This is a genomic window from Brachybacterium sp. Z12 (assembly GCF_014400405.1).
In the GTDB taxonomy this organism is placed as follows: Bacteria; Actinomycetota; Actinomycetes; order Actinomycetales; family Dermabacteraceae; genus Brachybacterium.
The window spans coordinates 834,242-849,479 of sequence record NZ_CP060496.1; the positions used below are offsets into that span (position 1 = coordinate 834,242).

General features: G+C 69.3%; 13 protein-coding genes and 3 pseudogenes. 7 read left to right on the plus strand and 9 right to left on the minus strand.

The annotated features are described in order from the left end of the window. Positions 1–109 precede the first annotated feature (109 nt). From H3H54_RS04470 to H3H54_RS04485, 4 genes and pseudogenes are all read right to left on the minus strand, one after another. The gene (locus H3H54_RS04470) at positions 110–724 is read right to left on the minus strand and encodes a TVP38/TMEM64 family protein (RefSeq protein WP_262425682.1); all 615 of its coding nucleotides are present in this window, start codon (positions 722–724) and stop codon (positions 110–112) included. Between the two features lie 112 nt (positions 725–836). Further along, the gene (locus tag H3H54_RS04475) at positions 837–1,148 is read right to left on the minus strand and encodes a putative quinol monooxygenase (protein WP_262425683.1); all 312 of its coding nucleotides are present in this window, start codon (positions 1,146–1,148) and stop codon (positions 837–839) included. An 87-nt stretch (positions 1,149–1,235) separates the two neighbouring features. Further along, complete coding sequence (locus H3H54_RS04480; protein WP_262425684.1) at positions 1,236–2,108, minus strand: carbohydrate ABC transporter permease; 873 nt, start codon at positions 2,106–2,108, stop codon at positions 1,236–1,238. 94 nt (positions 2,109–2,202) lie between these two features. Continuing rightward, positions 2,203–2,727 (minus strand): annotated as a pseudogene (locus H3H54_RS04485) (carbohydrate ABC transporter permease); the annotation flags it as partial. On the opposite strand from H3H54_RS04485, the gene H3H54_RS04490 reads away from it, so the two are divergent. Beyond that, positions 2,630–2,833, plus strand: coding sequence for a hypothetical protein (locus H3H54_RS04490; RefSeq protein WP_262425685.1), 204 nt, complete (start codon positions 2,630–2,632; stop codon positions 2,831–2,833). The pseudogene H3H54_RS04485 and the gene H3H54_RS04490 overlap by 98 nt on opposite strands. A gap of 186 nt (positions 2,834–3,019) precedes the next feature. Here H3H54_RS04490 and H3H54_RS04495 read toward each other — a convergent pair whose 3' ends face one another. The 3 genes from H3H54_RS04495 to H3H54_RS04505 form a co-directional block, all read right to left on the minus strand. Beyond that, the gene (locus H3H54_RS04495; protein WP_262425686.1) at positions 3,020–4,354 is read right to left on the minus strand and encodes an ABC transporter substrate-binding protein; all 1,335 of its coding nucleotides are present in this window, start codon (positions 4,352–4,354) and stop codon (positions 3,020–3,022) included. Continuing rightward, on the minus strand, positions 4,351–5,520 hold the full coding sequence (locus H3H54_RS04500) for an LLM class flavin-dependent oxidoreductase (protein ID WP_262425687.1): 1,170 nt from the start codon (positions 5,518–5,520) through the stop codon (positions 4,351–4,353). Before H3H54_RS04500 ends, H3H54_RS04495 begins: the two co-directional genes overlap by 4 nt. An 89-nt stretch (positions 5,521–5,609) precedes the next feature. Beyond that, on the minus strand, positions 5,610–6,632 hold the full coding sequence (locus H3H54_RS04505; protein WP_262425688.1) for a Ku protein: 1,023 nt from the start codon (positions 6,630–6,632) through the stop codon (positions 5,610–5,612). Between the two features lie 100 nt (positions 6,633–6,732). Here H3H54_RS04505 and H3H54_RS04510 point away from each other — a divergent pair. Together H3H54_RS04510 and H3H54_RS04515 are read left to right on the plus strand one after the other, a co-directional pair. Next, a pseudogene (locus tag H3H54_RS04510) lies at positions 6,733–9,271 on the plus strand (ATP-dependent DNA ligase). Positions 9,272–9,894: 623 nt separating this feature from the next. Then, on the plus strand, positions 9,895–10,098 hold the full coding sequence (locus H3H54_RS04515) for a cold-shock protein (protein WP_262426401.1): 204 nt from the start codon (positions 9,895–9,897) through the stop codon (positions 10,096–10,098). A gap of 93 nt (positions 10,099–10,191) precedes the next feature. On the opposite strand, the gene H3H54_RS04520 is transcribed toward H3H54_RS04515, so the two are convergent. After that, the gene (locus tag H3H54_RS04520; protein ID WP_262425689.1) at positions 10,192–12,504 is read right to left on the minus strand and encodes a glycoside hydrolase family 78 protein; all 2,313 of its coding nucleotides are present in this window, start codon (positions 12,502–12,504) and stop codon (positions 10,192–10,194) included. Between the two features lie 122 nt (positions 12,505–12,626). On the opposite strand from H3H54_RS04520, the gene H3H54_RS04525 reads away from it, so the two are divergent. Beyond that, complete coding sequence (locus tag H3H54_RS04525; protein ID WP_262425690.1) at positions 12,627–13,337, plus strand: M50 family metallopeptidase; 711 nt, start codon at positions 12,627–12,629, stop codon at positions 13,335–13,337. A gap of 7 nt (positions 13,338–13,344) precedes the next feature. Here H3H54_RS04525 and H3H54_RS04530 read toward each other — a convergent pair whose 3' ends face one another. Continuing rightward, complete coding sequence (locus H3H54_RS04530; protein ID WP_262425691.1) at positions 13,345–13,590, minus strand: hypothetical protein; 246 nt, start codon at positions 13,588–13,590, stop codon at positions 13,345–13,347. A gap of 163 nt (positions 13,591–13,753) precedes the next feature. Between H3H54_RS04530 and H3H54_RS04535 the strand changes: the two genes are divergently transcribed. The 3 genes and pseudogenes from H3H54_RS04535 to H3H54_RS04545 all read left to right on the plus strand — a co-directional run bounded on the left by H3H54_RS04535 (position 13,754) and on the right by H3H54_RS04545 (position 15,235). Then, positions 13,754–14,227 (plus strand): hypothetical protein, encoded by a 474-nt coding sequence (locus tag H3H54_RS04535; RefSeq protein ID WP_262425692.1) that lies wholly within the window; start codon positions 13,754–13,756, stop codon positions 14,225–14,227. After that, a complete protein-coding gene (locus tag H3H54_RS04540; RefSeq protein ID WP_262425693.1) occupies positions 14,125–14,703 on the plus strand; it encodes a lipase maturation factor family protein in 579 nt (192 codons plus the stop codon). Before H3H54_RS04535 ends, H3H54_RS04540 begins: the two co-directional genes overlap by 103 nt. Positions 14,704–14,720: 17 nt before the next feature. Continuing rightward, positions 14,721–15,235 (plus strand): annotated as a pseudogene (locus H3H54_RS04545) (lipase maturation factor family protein). The last annotated feature ends 3 nt before the right edge of the window (positions 15,236–15,238 follow it).

A 15,238-nucleotide genomic window follows, 5' to 3' on the forward strand; every position in this document is an offset into this window, starting at 1 on the left:
GGCTGGGCGCACCGGGTGGCGCGCTGCGACCGGGAGAGCGGCCCCGCGGAAGAGCTGCTCCATCGGCGTGAGTGCAGTGTAGGCCGACGGGGCCTCGGGAGGACAGGACTCAGACAGAGCCGGGCTGGTCTTCGCGGGTGCTGCGCCACCGCCGGAATGACACGACGGTCAGCGCGATCACCGCGGCCCAGGAGACTGCGACGACGATCCCGTTCAGCAGCGAGGGCTCGGCGATGAAGGCCCCGATCGCGACCAGGGAGAGCTGTCCGGGCAGCGAGGACAGCGCGGTGGCGACCAGGAAGTCGTGACTGCGGATGCCGAGCGCTCCGCTGCCGTAGTTCACCGGCCAGTACGGCACGCCGGGCATCAGCCGCAGGGTGCACACGGCGAAGAAGCCACCTCCCTCGAGCCGCTCCTCGACCATCCGGGCGTGACCGCCGAGCATGCGAAGCACCGTCTCGCGGCCCAGGGCGCGGGCGAGCCAGTACGCGCCATAACAGCCGATCACCACGCCGATCAGCGAGAGCAGGGTGCCCACCGGCAGCCCGAAGACCAGCCCGCCGGTGACCGCCATGATCGTCACCGGGATCGGGGTGAGGGCGACCACTGCGTACAGGGCGATGAAGGCGAACAGACCCCACACGCCCAGCGCTGCGATCTGGGACTGCAAGGTGCTCAGCTCGGGCAGGCGGACGTTGAACGCGAGCCAGAGCATCGCCAGCATCACCAGGACCAGGGCGATGTTGCGCAGGATCGATCCCCAGGGCGTGCTGTCTCCCTGGGGATCGGCGGCTGCGGGATCGGTCGTCGGTCTCCGCGCTCTGTGCCGGGGAATCTCAGAGCAGGCCCTGCGCCTCGGTGCCGGCGGCGATCGGGGTCATGCGGGTGACCAGGGTCGGCTTCTCGATCAGCTCGCCGATATCGGCGTTCAGCGTCTCCACTGCGGAACCGGCGCCATGGATGTCGAGGTCCTCGACCGTGGTCCACTTCTCGAGCATCGTGATGGTGCCGTCCTCGGCGTCATGGATCGCGTAGAGCTCGCAGCCCTTCTCCTCGTGGACGGCCGCGATGCCGCGCTGCATCGCCTCGGCGAGCTCCTGCTTCTTTCCGGGCTTGGGGGAGAACACGGCGGTGACGACGACGGTCATGGAATCTCCTCGATAGGTGCGGTGTGCCCCTTCATCATGGCTGATCTGCCGGCCCGGCAGGGGCGGCGTCCCGGCCCGCGGCCGGTCTCAGCCGCGCACCGCGCCTGCGGTGATGCCCGCGACGAACCAGCGCTGCAGGAACACGTACGCCACGATCATCGGGATCGACGCGATGATCACCCCGGCGAACAGCACCGGGTAGTTCGTCGTGTACTCGCCCTTGAAGTCCAGCAGCGCCTTGGGGAGCGTGGCCAGATCTGGGTCGGTGATGAACAGCAGCGGGTACAGCAGATCGTTCCAGTGCATCACGAACAGGAAGATCGCGACTGCCGCGAGCGATGGGGTCGACAGCGGCAGGGCGATCCGCCAGTAGAGCTGCCAGCTGCCGGCTCCGTCGATCTCCGCGGCCTCGAACAGCTCGTGGGGGAGGGTACGGAAGAAGCCGGTGAGGATGAAGATCGCCACCGAGCAGGTCACCGCGATGTTGATCAGCATCAGCCCCAGCAGAGAGTTCGTCAGCCCCAGCTGATCGAAGATCACGTACTGCGGGATCATCGCGACCTGTGCGGGCACCGCCAGACCGAGGCAGAAGATCGCGAAGATGATCGTCCCGAGCTGGCCTCCGATCCGGGTGACCGCGAACGCCGCCCAGCTCGAGATCAGCAGCGTCACCGTCACCGACACCGCGGTCACGATCGTCGAGTTCAGGAAGCTGGTGCCGATCCGTCCCCCGGCCCACAGCTCGGCGAAGTTGGCCAGGCTCGGGCTGGGCGGCAGACCGAAGGGGTCCCGGTACATCTGAGAGGACGTCTTGAATGCGGTGAACAGCACGATCACCAGCGGCACTGCGATCAGCAGCGCGTACAGGACCAGCAACACTCCGCGGGGCAGCTCGGACCAGTCTGGGCGCCGGGGAGAGGTGCGCCGGCGGGGTGTGGTGGTGGGTGAGGTAGTGCTCATCGGTCGCTCCCTCCGAGGCGAGGGCCACGGCCCGCCGCTGCAGGATCGTGATCGCCGCGATGACGATCATGAAGATCACCGACTGCGCCGCGGCGTAGCCCATCTCGAAGTTCCGGAACGCGGTGGAGTAGATCAGCGTCGCCAGGATCTCCGTGGCGTGGTTCGGCCCGCCGCCGGTCGAGGCGATGATCAGATCGAAGGCTTTGAACGACTGGATGGTGGTGTAGGCGACCACGATCACCGTGGCCGGCTGCACCAGCGGGAAGGTCACGAAGCGGAACTTCTGCCAGCGCCCGGCGCCGTCCAGCGCCGCCGCGTCGTACAGGTCCTGCGGGATCTGCTGCAGGCCGGCGATGTACACGACCATCATCTGACCGGCATGGAACCAGATCTGCACGAAGGCCAGGTAGTAGATGGCCATGTCCTGATCGCCCAGCCACGGCTGTTGCAGCGAGCCCAGCCCCACCGCGGCCAGCAGGCGGTTCGCGAGCCCGAACGTCGGGTCGTAGACGAAGCTCCAGATGAACGCCACCGACACCGAGCTCAGCACCGTGGGGAAGAAGAACAGCGCACGCAGGACGATCGAGAGCCGGGAGCTGCGCAGCAGGGCGAGGGCCAGTGCGAGCGACAGCACCGTCTGCCCGATCACCACCACGAGCATGAACGACAGCGAATTGCCGACGGCCTTGCGGAAGACGGAGTCGTTGGTGGCCAGGTTCTCGTAGTTGTCCAGGCCCACCCAGGCGAAATCTGCCGAGAGACCGTTCCAGTCCGTCAGCGAGAACTGGAAGGCCTGCAGCGTCGGCCACAGCACGAACCACAGATAGACCACGGCCGCCGGTGCCAGGAAGGCGAGCAGGACAGGGTCGATCCGCCTGCGGCGCCGGCGTCGGGGAGGGCGGTCGTGCCGCTCAGAGCTGCTCCTCCACCAGCTTCTGGGCCTCCTCGGCGGCCTGCTCCGGGGTGGAGCCGGTGGCGACCGCGATCAGGGAGTTCTCGATCGCTGAGCGGATGTCGAGATCGATGAACTGGAAGCGAGGGGCAAGCAGCGTGTTCTTCGAGATCCACGGCGAGAGCGCCTGCAGATCCGGGTTCTCGTACTCGACGCCCTGCACGGTGACGTGCTGAGAGGTGCCGTCGCCGTACACCGCGGCATTGACCGGATCGGAGAGGAACTCGATCCACGCCGCAGCGCCCTCGGGATTCGTGGCCGCGGAGTTGATGCCCAGGATGTAGGTGGAGTTGAAGATGCCCTCGTACGCTGGCTCCTCGCCGCTGGCGTTGGTCATCACCGGCGCGAACTCGAGCGGGAACTCGGCGCCGGCCTCACGGACCTGGCCGATCTGATAGCTGCCGGTGGGGAGGATCGCGGCCTCACCCTGGCTGAACAGGGACAGCACCCCGTCCACCCCCGAGCCGGAGAAGTTGTCCTGGAAGCAGGTCGAGAGCTCCTGGAACTGGGCGAGGGCCTTCACCCACCAGTCGTCGGTGGCCTTGTTCTCGCCGGTCTCGATCTTCGCGAACATCTCGTCATCCGGGCCGGCATTCATGGCCAGTGAGTTGATGATCTGGAAGGCGTTGGCGGGATCGTTGCCCGGCCAGGCGATCGGGGTGACCCCGATGCCCTTGAGCTTGTCCATCAGGTCCAGGTACGCGTCCCAGTCGCGGGGAACCTCGCTGACGCCGGCCTGCTCGGCCAGCTCCGTGTTCAGCAGCGGCATGTTGAACACCAGCTGGTACGGCAGGCCCAGCTGGGTGCCCTCGTGCTGGCCGGGGCTGATGAGATTCTCCTCGTAGTTCCCGACATAGCTCGCATCGCCGAGGTCCGTGAAGATCCCCAGGTCCGCGAACTGGTCCAGCTGCGTGCCGCGGAAGGCAGTCAGAGCGTCACCGATATCTCCGCCCCGCGCCTTCTGCGCGGCCGTGGACTGGTACTGCTCCGACGGGTCGATGGTCTGCTCGATCGTGACGCCGGACTGCTCCGTGAACGCGGTGGCGAGCTCGTCGAGCACTGCCTTGTCCTCGCTGCGCCAGTGGTAGAAGTTCACGGTGCCGCCGGCCTCCCCGCCCGGCTCGGGAGCCGTGTCGGGCTCGTCGGATCCCCCGCTTCCGGGGCCGCCGCAGGCGGCGAGGGCGGCGCCGGCTCCGCCCACACCGAAGGCGGTCAGCAGGCTGCGGCGGTCGATGCGGGACCGGCCGACAGAGGAACGGCCGGAGGAGGAGCGGTGGGAACGGTGGGAGTTCATGGCGGGCTCCGAACGGTGAGGAGGGGAGGGATCAGGCGCCGACGGCGGCGGACTGGGTGCGGCCCGCCAGACGCTCGCGGACGCGTGGCAGGACCTCGCGTCCCACCCGCAGTGCTTCGTCGCCGTGCGGGTAGCTGGAGAGGATGAACTCGCCGATGCCCAGATCGGCGTACTCCACCAGCCGGTCGGCGACCTCGTCGTGCGAGCCGACCAGCGCAGTGCCGACGCCCTCGCGCATCAGCCCGATCCCGGACCACAGGTTCGGGGGCGATCACCAGGTCCTGGACGTCCTGCGGGAGCTCGGTGCCGTGCAGGGCGCCCATCCGGGCCTGGCCCACCGAATCCATGGATGCCTTGTGCTTCTGCACCGCGGCGACCGATTCCGCATCGAAGGTCGACTGGATGTCCGCAGCCGCCTGCCAGGCCTCCTCGGAGGTGTCGCGGGAGATGACATGGATGCGCAGTCCGTAGTCGAGCTCGCGACCGGCAGCATCCGCGGCGGTGCGGACGGTGTCGATCCGCTCGGCGATGTCCGAGAGCGGCTCGCCCCACAGCAGATAGGTGTCCGCCTGCGCGGCGGCGACCTCGACCGCCTTCTCCGAGGCGCCGCCGAAGAAGATCGGCACCGGCTGCGAGGTGGGCTCGGAGAGCTTCGCACCCACCAGGTGCAGGTGCCGGCCCTCGATGTCGACCTGCTCGCCCGCCAGCAGCGGGCGGATCGCCCGCAGCGCCTCGTCGGTGATCTCGTAGCGCTCGTCGTGGGGGACGTGCACGCCGTAGCCGGCCTGCTCGGCCGGGTTGCCGCCGGTGACGATGTTGAGGATCACCCGGCCACCGTGCAGGCGGCGGAAGGTGTCCGCCTGCTGCGCGGTGAGTGTGGCGGACTGCAGGCTGGGGCGCAGCGCGACGATGAACGTCAGGGACTTCGTGCGGGCCGCGACCGCTGAGCACACCACCCACGGGTCGGGACAGCCGATGCCGACAGGGGTCAGCACCCCGCTGAAGCCGCCCTCCTCGGCGGCCAGCGCCACCCCGGTCTGGAAGTCGAGCAGCTCAGCCGGATCCACCGGAGCTGCGTTCTCCTTCGAGACCGCGGTGGGAGACATCGCGTCCCCGCGAGGCGGAAGGAACCAGTGGAAACGGAGGGAGTCGGTGGTGTCGGACATCGTGCCTCATTCCTCGGACGGGGTGCGGCGCTGGGCGTGACCACCCTCTCGGGGCGCCTCTGAGGAAACCATATGCTGGTCCCGAGTGCTCAGGCGGACTTCTTCGCGCCCGAGCTCTTGCCGCCCGTCTTCTTCGCCCCGTCCTTCTTCGACGCCGTCTTCTTTGCCCCGGATTTCCCCGACTCGGTCTTCTTCGGCTCGGTCTTCTTCGTTCCGGTCTTCTTCGCCTTCTGCGTCCCGGTCTTCTTCGTGCTGGTGCTCTTCGTGCTCGAGCTCTTCGAGTCCGATCCCTTCGATTCCTCGGGTTCCTCGGACTCCTGCGCTCCGCGGCGCTTGCGGACGCTGCGCTCGAGGGCGTCCATCAGACTGATGACCTTCCCGCCCTCCGCGGAGTCCTCCTCCGAGCTCTCCTTGCCGAAGGTCGCCTCGGTGTCCACGGACTCGCCCTGCTCGAGCTTGGCATCGAGCAGCTCGCGCAGCTGGGCCTGGTACTCGTCGGTGAACTGCTCGGGATCGAAGTCCCCGCTGAACTGTTCGACCAGCGAGGCCGACATCTTCAGCTCCTTGGCGCTGATCTTCGACTTCGAGGGGCCGAAATCGACCTCCTTGAGGTCCTTGGGCCAGCGCAGCGTCTGCAGGGCGAGCAGGTCGCCGTGGATGCGCAGCACTCCCAGCCGCGTCTTGGTGCGCAGCGTGAAGGTCACGACCGCGGTGCGCTCGGTCTCCTCGAGCGTCCGGCGCAGCAGCACATACGCCTTCGAGGAGCGGCCGACGGGCTCGAGGAAGTACGAGCTGCCCAGCAGGATCGGGTCCACCTGCTCGTTCGGCACGAACTGGACCACGTCGATCTCGTCGTTGTCCTCGGCCGGGAGCGCATCGAGCTCCTCATCGGTGAGCACCACCGTCTTGTCGCCGTCGTCGTAGGCCTTGTCGATGTGCTCGTAGTCGATCTCCCGACCGCACACCTCGCAGGTGCGCTGGTACCGGATCCGCCCGTGGTCCTCGTCGTGCACCTGGTGGAACGAGATGTCGTGAGAGCGGGTGGCCCCGTAGAGCTTCACCGGCACGTTCACGAGCCCGAAGGTGATCTCACCACTCCAAATCGCGCGCATGCCTCATCTCATCACGGAGTGCCGAGCGGTGACCAGGAACGATCGGTCGGGAAGCCGCGTCTGCCGTGACGGATCCGTTGATCAGGGGCACAGTGGGGCCATGGCTACGCGCGAGCAGACGGTCGAGGTGGACGGGCGCAGGCTGAAGCTGTCCAATCTCGACAAGGTCCTCTACCCCGCCACGGGGACCACCAAGGGCGAGGTGATCGACTACTACCGCCGGGTCGCCCCGCTGATGATCCCGCAGGCCGCCCGACGCCCGGCGACGAGGAAGCGCTGGGTGGACGGGGTGGGCACGGCGGAGAAGCCCGGCAAGGTCTTCTTCCGCAAGGACCTCGAGGACCATGCCCCGGACTGGCTGCCCCGCGCTGACATCGAGCACAGCGACGGCACCTCCACGTACCCCCTGATCGAAGAGACCGCGGTGCTGGTCTGGCTCGCCCAGCTCGCCGCGCTCGAGATCCATACCCCGCAGTGGCGCTTCGACCAGGACCTCGAGCCCGCGAATCCCGACCGAATGGTCCTGGATCTCGACCCGGGAGAGGGTGCGGAGCTGGCTGACTGCGCACGTGTGGCCGGCTGGTGCCGCGAGATCCTCACCGACATGGGCCTGGACGCCTACCCGGTGACCTCCGGCTCCAAGGGGATCCACCTCTATGCCCCGCTGGACGGGAGCAGCACGGCCGACGAGATCGCAGGGGTAGCCCACGAGCTGGCCCGGGCTCTCGAGCAGGACCACCCCGATCATGTCGTCAGCGCGATGAAGAAGTCGCTGCGCGGCGGCAAGGTGCTCGTGGACTGGTCGCAGAACAACGGTCACAAGACCACCGTCTGCCCCTACTCGCTGCGCGGACGGCTCGAGCCCACCGTCGCCGCGCCCCGCACCTGGGAGGAGATCGAGGATCCGGGCCTCCAGCACCTCGGGCTCGACGAGGTCCTCGACCGGGTCGAGGACGGCCAGGACCCGATCGCCCCGCTCGGACTCACGGCGGATGCTCCCAGCTCGTCGGCCGAGCAGGCACGGGATCGGCTCGAGGTCTACCGCTCGAAACGGGATCCCGACAGGACCCCCGAGCCGGTGCCGGAGGCGAGCTCCGGGACCGACGCCTCCCAGGACGCGCAGGATGCCCTGGACTCGAAGGCACCGATGTTCGTGATCCAGGAGCACCACGCTTCTCGCCTGCACTGGGACTTCCGCCTCCAGCACTCCGGGGTGCTGGTCTCCTGGGCGGTGCCCAAGGGGCCGCCGCTCGACGTGGACGTGAACCGGCTCGCCGTGCAGACCGAGGACCATCCGCTCGAGTACGGCACCTTCGAGGGCACCATCCCTGCGAAGGAGTACGGCGGGGGCGAGGTCACCCTCTGGGACAGCGGCACCATCGAGATCGAGAAATGGCGCGAGGGCAAAGAGGTCATCGTGGTCTGCCACGGGCGTCCGGACGGCGGCCTCGGGGGCGCCGCGGCGCTACGCCTTCATCCACACCGGGGGCATGGGCTCCTCACGGAAGTCCGCCGCCGCGAAGGAGAAGGCGGCGGCGAACTGGCTGCTGCACCTGATGAAGGACCAGCCCGAGGGGGACGGCGACGGTGCAGACAGCGGCGAGGGTGCGCCGACTCAGCGGAAGGCTTCCCGGCCGGACTCCGCGCGCCCTGCCGAGAGGGGCGATCCGATCTCCCCGATGCTCGCCACCCTCGGCAGCCGCGATGACATCCGCGACGAGGACGAATGGGCCTTCGAGATGAAATGGGACGGCGTGCGCGTGATCGCGAGCGTCGTCGACGGCGCCGTGCGGCTGACCAGCCGCGGCGGGAAGGACCTCACCGCCACCTTTCCCGAGCTCGAGGAGCTGCATGACGCCGTGGACGCTGAGCTGCGGGCGGCGGGCGAGACGGTGCTGGACGGGGAGATCGTGGCGCTGGACAGCCGCGACCGGCCCTCCTTCTCCCGGCTCCAGCAGCGCCTGGGGCTGACCCGCCCGCGGGACGTCGAGCGGGCCCGGCAGGAGGTCGAGGTCCACGTCATGCTGTTCGACCTGCTGATCCGCGGTGGTGACTCCCTGGTGCGCACGCCGTACCGCGAGCGGCGCGAGGCGCTGTTCGATGCGGTGGACGCGACTGAGCACGTCCAGCTGCCCCAGGCCGACCACGGCGATGTCGAGCACGCGATCGAGATCTCCCAGCAGCTGCAGCTCGAAGGGGTGATGGCGAAGAAGGAGAGCGGCATCTACCAGGCCGGGAAGCGATCGCGCACCTGGATCAAGATCAAGAACGCCCGACACCAGGAAGTGGTGGTCATCGGCTGGAGGCGCGGCAGGGGAGAGCGCTCCGGGACCATCGGCTCCCTGCTGCTGGCCGTCCCGGATGAGGACGGGACGCTGCGCTATGCGGGCCGGGTGGGCAGCGGCTTCACCGAACGGGGCCTCGAGCAGACCGCCGAGCGACTCCGCTCCCGTGCCCGGAAGACCCCGCCGGTCGAGGACGTGCCCGCGGCGGACCGCAGTGATGCCGAGTGGGTGCGCGCGGATCTGGTGGGCGAGGTCCAGCACACCGAACGCACCGAGGACGGGCGGCTGCGGCATCCCGTATGGCGCGGATGGCGCCCGGACAAGGAAGCCGCCGAGGTGCGATGGGAGGCGTGACCATGAGCGTGACCTCGCCTCGAGAAACTGCGCCGACGTCCGGTGGGTCACATCATGGCGCGAGCACCCCGATCCATGCCGTAGTCTTCTGGAAGTCGACCGCACGACCCCGCCGCATGGCAGGATCAGCGGAAGACCCGCACGGCGCAGGATGCCTCCCTCGGAGGCGACCGACGACGGTCGCGCAGCACTTCCGACGAAATTGGGACTTCATTACCTCCTCCGCACTGCCTTTGTACGACGACGCCACCGCGTCACCCCTCACGTTCGCGCCGATGGCCGGCATCACCGCCGCCGTTGCAGCGCATCCCACCCTCTCCTGGCTCCGAGCCGATGACGACGTCCACGTCGCCACGCTCGCCGGAGAATTCGCCGGCCATGTCGTCAGCTCTTCCGCTGACGCGCCGGTCCACACGGCCTACGGGCCCCAGTTCGGCCGCATCGGCGACTTCGTGTCGCTGGCCGCGGCTCAGGCGGCCCTCGTGGCCGCACCCGCCCCGCAGAACGGCAGCGGTGACCGCATCGGTCGCCGTGACGTCAGGGGCACAACCCATCCGCGGCGGCGCCGTCGTCACGGATACCCGGGCCACGAATGTGGTTCACGACAACGAAGGAATATCGCCATGGCTACTGGCATCGTCACCTGGTTCAACTCCGACAAGGGCTACGGCTTCATCGCCCCCGAGGACGGCTCCGCCGATGTGTTCGCTCACTTCAGCGCCATCGCCGGCTCCGGTCGTCGCGACCTCGAGGAGAACCAGCGCGTGGAGTTCGAGACCGAGCAGGGCCCCAAGGGCATGCAGGCAGTGAACATCCGCGCCCTCTGAGCGCTCCGGCCGGTCCACGGATCGGCCGCATGACTACGACGCCCGTCGGGCCCGGCAGAAGCCGGGTGCGGCGGGCGTCGTGCTGTCCGGGGCTCACCAGTGCAGGCTGTGCCGCCCCGCCTCACGCGTCTGCTCGAGACCGGGCAGCACCACCCGGGCGCGAGAGCCCTCCGGCACCGCGAGCGTCACGCTGCGCTCCTCGCGATCCACCTCGACCACGATCTCCCCGAGATCCGTCTGGCGGGAGAACGCGATACGGCCCACGGGCACGTTCACATCGGGTTCGACCAGGAACTCCCGCCACCCGTCGGGCCCCCGGCGCAGCCCCGCCACATGCTCATCGATCCAGGTCACCGGCGTGCCCATGAAGTAGTGCGAGCAGGAGCGCGGGTTCTCCCACATCTCCATGAAGGTCGAGTTCCCGGCCTCCAGCCAGGCTTTCCATCCCGGTGCGGTGGGCGCGTTCAGCACCCGCCAGGCCAGCGCCCCCTGCCCGTGCGCCGAGAGCACCGGCAGCAGGAAGCGCACCCCGATGTGCCCGCAGTCGTGATGGTCTCCGCGCGCTTCGATGTCCGCCACCAGCTGCGCGGCCACCGCCTCGACCTGCTCGGTGGGGACGATGCCGAAAGCCAGCGGCAGCAGATTGCTGGTCTGGCGATAAGCGGCAGCCCCCGCGGGCTCCGGATCGCGGTAGAGGCCCTGCTCCGCATCGAGGAAGACTGCGTTCACGGCCTGCTCGAGGGCCCAGGCGTCCGCCCGCAGCGACTCCGGTCCCGGCATACCGTCGACGCTCTCCCCGCTCGCGGTCCAGGGATCGCCGCCGGGCAGGCCGCTCTCGACCGTCGCCAGGTCCACCGCATGGGCGAGGGAGCGCAGGGCCTGGGCCACGAACAGCGAGCCGGACAGCCGCTTGTCCTCCGGGGCGGGGCCGGGGCTGCCCGGGGTGAGGTAGTCGCCGAGCACGCCGGAGATCAGCCCGTCCTGGTCGCGCCGATCCAGCTCGTACGCGAGATACCGTGCGGCGGCGGGGCCGTGCTGCGCCACCAGCTCCACCTCGCCGTACTCGGTGACCATCTCGTCCAGCAGCGCCGGCAGCAGGCAGGTCCATTCCGGGGCGGGGGAGAGCTCCTCGTAGCCCCAGTCCGGGTTCGGGGAGATCACTGCGAGGGAACCATCCTCCCGCTGCCCGTCGATCTGGTCCACCATCCATTTGCGCAGCATCCGGCGCATGTCGAAGCTCGTGGTCATCGCGGACAGCGCGGTCAGCGCATCACCGGTCCAGCCGTTCTTTTCCTGGATCGGGGTGTCGGTGGGGACGTGATGCATGTTGTTCAGCAGCGAGGCGCGCATCGCCGCGTCGAACTGCACCAGATACGGCTCCGAGGCTTCCAGCGAGCTGACCTCGCGCAGGTCCGCATGGGCCAGGACGCCGGTGACCTCGAGCCCGCCCAGATCGCCGACGACGGGTTCGAGCTGCACATAGCGGAAGCCCTTATAGCTGTGCCGGGGCGAGAAGGAGCGCGCGAAGCCGGGCTGCAGCAGCACCCGGTCCTGCTGGAACCGGTCGGTGTGGATGTGCCCGTTGTCGTCGTCCACCGTGCCATCCGCCCGCAGCTTCTCCCCGTGCCGGGCCACGAACTCGAGCGGCGACGCCCACGACTCCACGGCCTCGGAGAGCGTGAAGCGGCACCAGCCGGCGATCACCCGTCCCATGTCCAGCACGATCCGCTGCGGCGAGGAGGAGACCACACTCGGGGTGAGCTCGTCCCGCACCACCACAGGTTCCTGCACCTGACGCTGCAGCACCGGATCCGGGGCCCTCTGCGCCCGGTGCGATCCGCCACCGGGACGGTCCACCAGCACCGGGGGCCAGTCGGTGTCGTCGTAGCCGGGCAGGCGCCAGGCGGCCGGATCCTCGGTGGGGGCGAAGGTCTCGCCCTCGTACATCGAATCGAAGGTGACCGGTCCCGGCCGAGTGCGCCAGCCCTCCCCTGTGGACAGCGCCGTGACGGTGCCGTCGGCCAGCTCGAGCCGCAGCTGCGCCCAGGCCCGCACCGGCCCGCGCCACGGCGCCAGATGCCACCGCCACTCGTTCGGGGTCGACATCGCATGGAAACCTCGCCCCAGGTCGATGGCCAGCACGTTCTCGCCCTGCTCGAGCAGGGCGGAGACGTCGACCTCGCACACCTGCACCCGGCGCCGCGGATCCGTCAGGCCCGGGTCCAGCCGGCCATCGCTGACCGGGGCGCCGTTGAGGTAGGCCCGGAAGGTGCCCAGCCCCGTCACCAGCAGCCGCGCCGATACCGGTGGGGAGGTCAGCTCGAAAGCGAGGCGGAGCAAGGGATTCTGCGGGTCCTCGCCGGGCGCGGTGATCCACAGAGCGAGAGAGGGGTCGATGTCCGGCATGCGGTGCCACCAGGTCCTTCGTATCGTCGTCGACGGTTCCGGCCAGTCTGGCACGCTGTGTGCCGCGTCACGTGCAGGCACGCTCCCAGCGCGCGACGAGCACGGGCTGAGAGCATGACCGGATGAACTTCGAGCAGCTCGGCCGTGAGATCGGCGGCCGCATCGCGCCGGACGCCGCTCCCTCCGCCGGGGCGTGGATCCTGGTGGCGCTCGCCGTCGCGCTGGTGGCGGTCGCGCTGCCGCCGCTATGGCGCCCGACCCGCCTCGCGGTGACGATCGTGCACGAGCTCGGCCATGCGGTCATCGGGATCCTGATGGGCCGACGTTTCACCGGCTTCGTCGTCAGCGCCGATATGTCCGGGCACGCCGTGACCGTCGGCCCGCGCCGCGGGATCGGCCGGGTGGCCTCCACCTGGGCGGGGTACCCGGCCCCTGCGATCGTGGGTGCGCTGCTGGTGCAGATCTCGCTGCACGGCTGGGCGCGCACTGCGCTGTTCATCGCGCTGGTGGTGCTCGTGCTGTCCCTGGTCTTCACCCGGTCGCTGCACACGCTGGTGGCCGTGCTGGGCACCGCCGCGGCGGTCGGCGCCCTGTGGTGGTGGGGGAGCCCTGCGCTGACGGCTCTGCTGACCCTGGCGGCCGGGGTGTTCCTGCTGCTGGGGGCATGGAGGCATCTGGGAGCGGTGATCACCGGCGGCGGCCGCTCCGATGATCCCGCTCAGCTCGCCCAGCTCACCCCGCTGCCGGCCTGGCTGTGGAACCTGGGTTTCGTGATCGTGCTGGCGGCCTGCAGCTGGTGGGCGTGGACGGCGGTGGCACCGCTGGTGCTGTGAGCGATGCTCAGGGGCTCGGTCGTCTCCGCACGGGCCGTTCTTCGTGGGCGGGCCCATGCGTCGACGCGGAGTCGCGCCTCGTCGCGTCCGCGATCTGCTCCTGGGCGGTGTCGTCCGCGTCCGGGTGCCTGCCCTCCTCGGGGCGCTGCGCATCCGGCATGTCCGAAGGGCCGTGCGAATCCTTCTCCTCGTCAGGCCGGCCGGGTTTCGGGACCCGGGCCGGATCAGCGGCGTGCTCTCTCGGTGCAGTCATGACTGGCCTCCGTTCGTCGGGACCTCGAACCTAGTGTGCGCGCCCCGGCGGAGACAGGGGACGGACCGAGCGGACGGGGCGCAGAGGGTGACGCGGGAAGCGCGACGGAGCACAATGCAGGGGTCAGCGACCGTTCGTACCCCGGGCTCGGGAGGTGGGACGCGTGGATCTGCACCAGGTGCTGGCCCTGCTCGACGGCAGCGACCACATGATCGCGCGAGACGTGATCCAGCGCGGCGTCGCCGCGGTGTTCGTGCTCGCCTTCCTCTCGACCTTCCGTCAGTTCCCGGTGCTGCTGGGGGAGGAGGGCCTGCTGCCGGCGAAGGACTTCCTCGAACGGGCCGGCGACCGGGCGGGGCCGACGCTCTTCCGCTGGCGCCTCACCCCGTACAGCGACCGGCTGCTGCGGATCATGTGCCTGGTGGGGATCGTGCTGGGGGCCGCCGTGGTGGCCGGCCTGCCGCAGCAGGGCCCCGCCTGGAGCATGATCGCCGTGTTCGGGGTGATGTGGGGCCTGTACCTCTCGATCCACTCGTGGGCCAGATCTTCTACGGCTTCGGCTGGGAGTCGATGTTGCTGGAGTGCGGGTTCCTGGTGGGCTTCCTCGGCTCCCACGCGGTCGCGCCCCCGCTGCTGATCCTGTTCTTCCTGCGCTGGATGCTGCTGCGCCTCGAGTTCGGCGCGGGGATGATCAAGATGCGCGGTGATGCCTCATGGCGCGATCTCACCGCGATGGACCATCACCACCAGACTCAGCCGATGCCCGGCCCGCTGAGCCGGATCGCGCATCTGGCACCGCGCTGGTGGCACCGCCTCGAGGTGCTCGGCAGCCATGTCGTGCAGCTCGGGGTGATCTGGCTGATCCTGCTCCCGCAGCCGATCGCCTCGATCGCCGCGCTGCTGGTGATCCTCTCCCAGCTCTTCCTCGTCGTCACCGGCAACTACGCCTGGCTGAACTGGCTGACGATCCTCCTCGCCTTCTCTGCGATCAGCGACTCGTTCCTGCGCTGGGCGGTCGGCGGGCCGTGGCCGGGGTGGGGGGATGGCAGCAGTGGCCGCTCCTCGGCACGCCACCCGCAGCAGACGCCGCCCCGCTGTGGTGGCACCTGCTGATCATCGCGGTGTCCGCGATGCTGCTCGTGCTCTCCTGGAAGCCGCTGCGCAACCTGTTCTCCTCCCATCAGCTGATGAACGCGAGCTTCAACCGTTTCCACCTGGTCAACGCCTATGGGGCCTTCGGCTCGATGACCCAGCGGCGGTTCGAGGTGATCATCGAGGGGACCCTGGCGGCGGATCCGCAGGAGGCGGCGGAGGAGGAATGGCTGCCCTTCGAGTTCCCGGGCAAGCCGGGGACGTGGCGCGCCGTTCCCGGCAGTTCGCTCCCTACCACCTGCGGTTGGACTGGCAGATGTGGTTCCTCGCCCTGCGACCGGGGGCCGAGGCGTGGTTCGTGGCGCTGCTCGAGAAGCTGCGCAGCGGGGACCCAGGAGTGCGGCGCCTGCTGCGCACCGATCCCTTCCAGGGCCGGGCGCCGACGGGGATCCGGGTGCGGTACTTCGAGTACCGGTATGCGCGGCAGGACGAGCGACGGGCGGACGGATGCTGGTGGGTGCGCACCGACCTGGGAGTCATCGCCGCGCTGTGAGCA

Excerpts from the sequence above, each read along its gene's own strand:
- H3H54_RS04525 (WP_262425690.1), top strand. The coding sequence starts at position 12,627 with ATGAACTTCGAGCAGCTCGGCCGTGAGATCGGCGGCCGCATCGCGCCG.
- H3H54_RS04475 (WP_262425683.1), bottom strand. The coding sequence starts at position 1,148 with ATGACCGTCGTCGTCACCGCCGTGTTCTCCCCCAAGCCCGGAAAGAAG.
- H3H54_RS04480 (WP_262425684.1), bottom strand. The coding sequence starts at position 2,108 with ATGAGCACTACCTCACCCACCACCACACCCCGCCGGCGCACCTCTCCC.
- H3H54_RS04470 (WP_262425682.1), bottom strand. The coding sequence starts at position 724 with ATGCTGGCGATGCTCTGGCTCGCGTTCAACGTCCGCCTGCCCGAGCTG.
- H3H54_RS04500 (WP_262425687.1), bottom strand. The coding sequence starts at position 5,520 with ATGTCCGACACCACCGACTCCCTCCGTTTCCACTGGTTCCTTCCGCCT.
- H3H54_RS04495 (WP_262425686.1), bottom strand. The coding sequence starts at position 4,354 with ATGAACTCCCACCGTTCCCACCGCTCCTCCTCCGGCCGTTCCTCTGTC.
- H3H54_RS04505 (WP_262425688.1), bottom strand. The coding sequence starts at position 6,632 with ATGCGCGCGATTTGGAGTGGTGAGATCACCTTCGGGCTCGTGAACGTG.
- H3H54_RS04490 (WP_262425685.1), top strand. The coding sequence starts at position 2,630 with ATGAACGCCACCGACACCGAGCTCAGCACCGTGGGGAAGAAGAACAGC.
- H3H54_RS04530 (WP_262425691.1), bottom strand. The coding sequence starts at position 13,590 with ATGACTGCACCGAGAGAGCACGCCGCTGATCCGGCCCGGGTCCCGAAA.
- H3H54_RS04515 (WP_262426401.1), top strand. The coding sequence starts at position 9,895 with ATGGCTACTGGCATCGTCACCTGGTTCAACTCCGACAAGGGCTACGGC.
- H3H54_RS04520 (WP_262425689.1), bottom strand. The coding sequence starts at position 12,504 with ATGCCGGACATCGACCCCTCTCTCGCTCTGTGGATCACCGCGCCCGGC.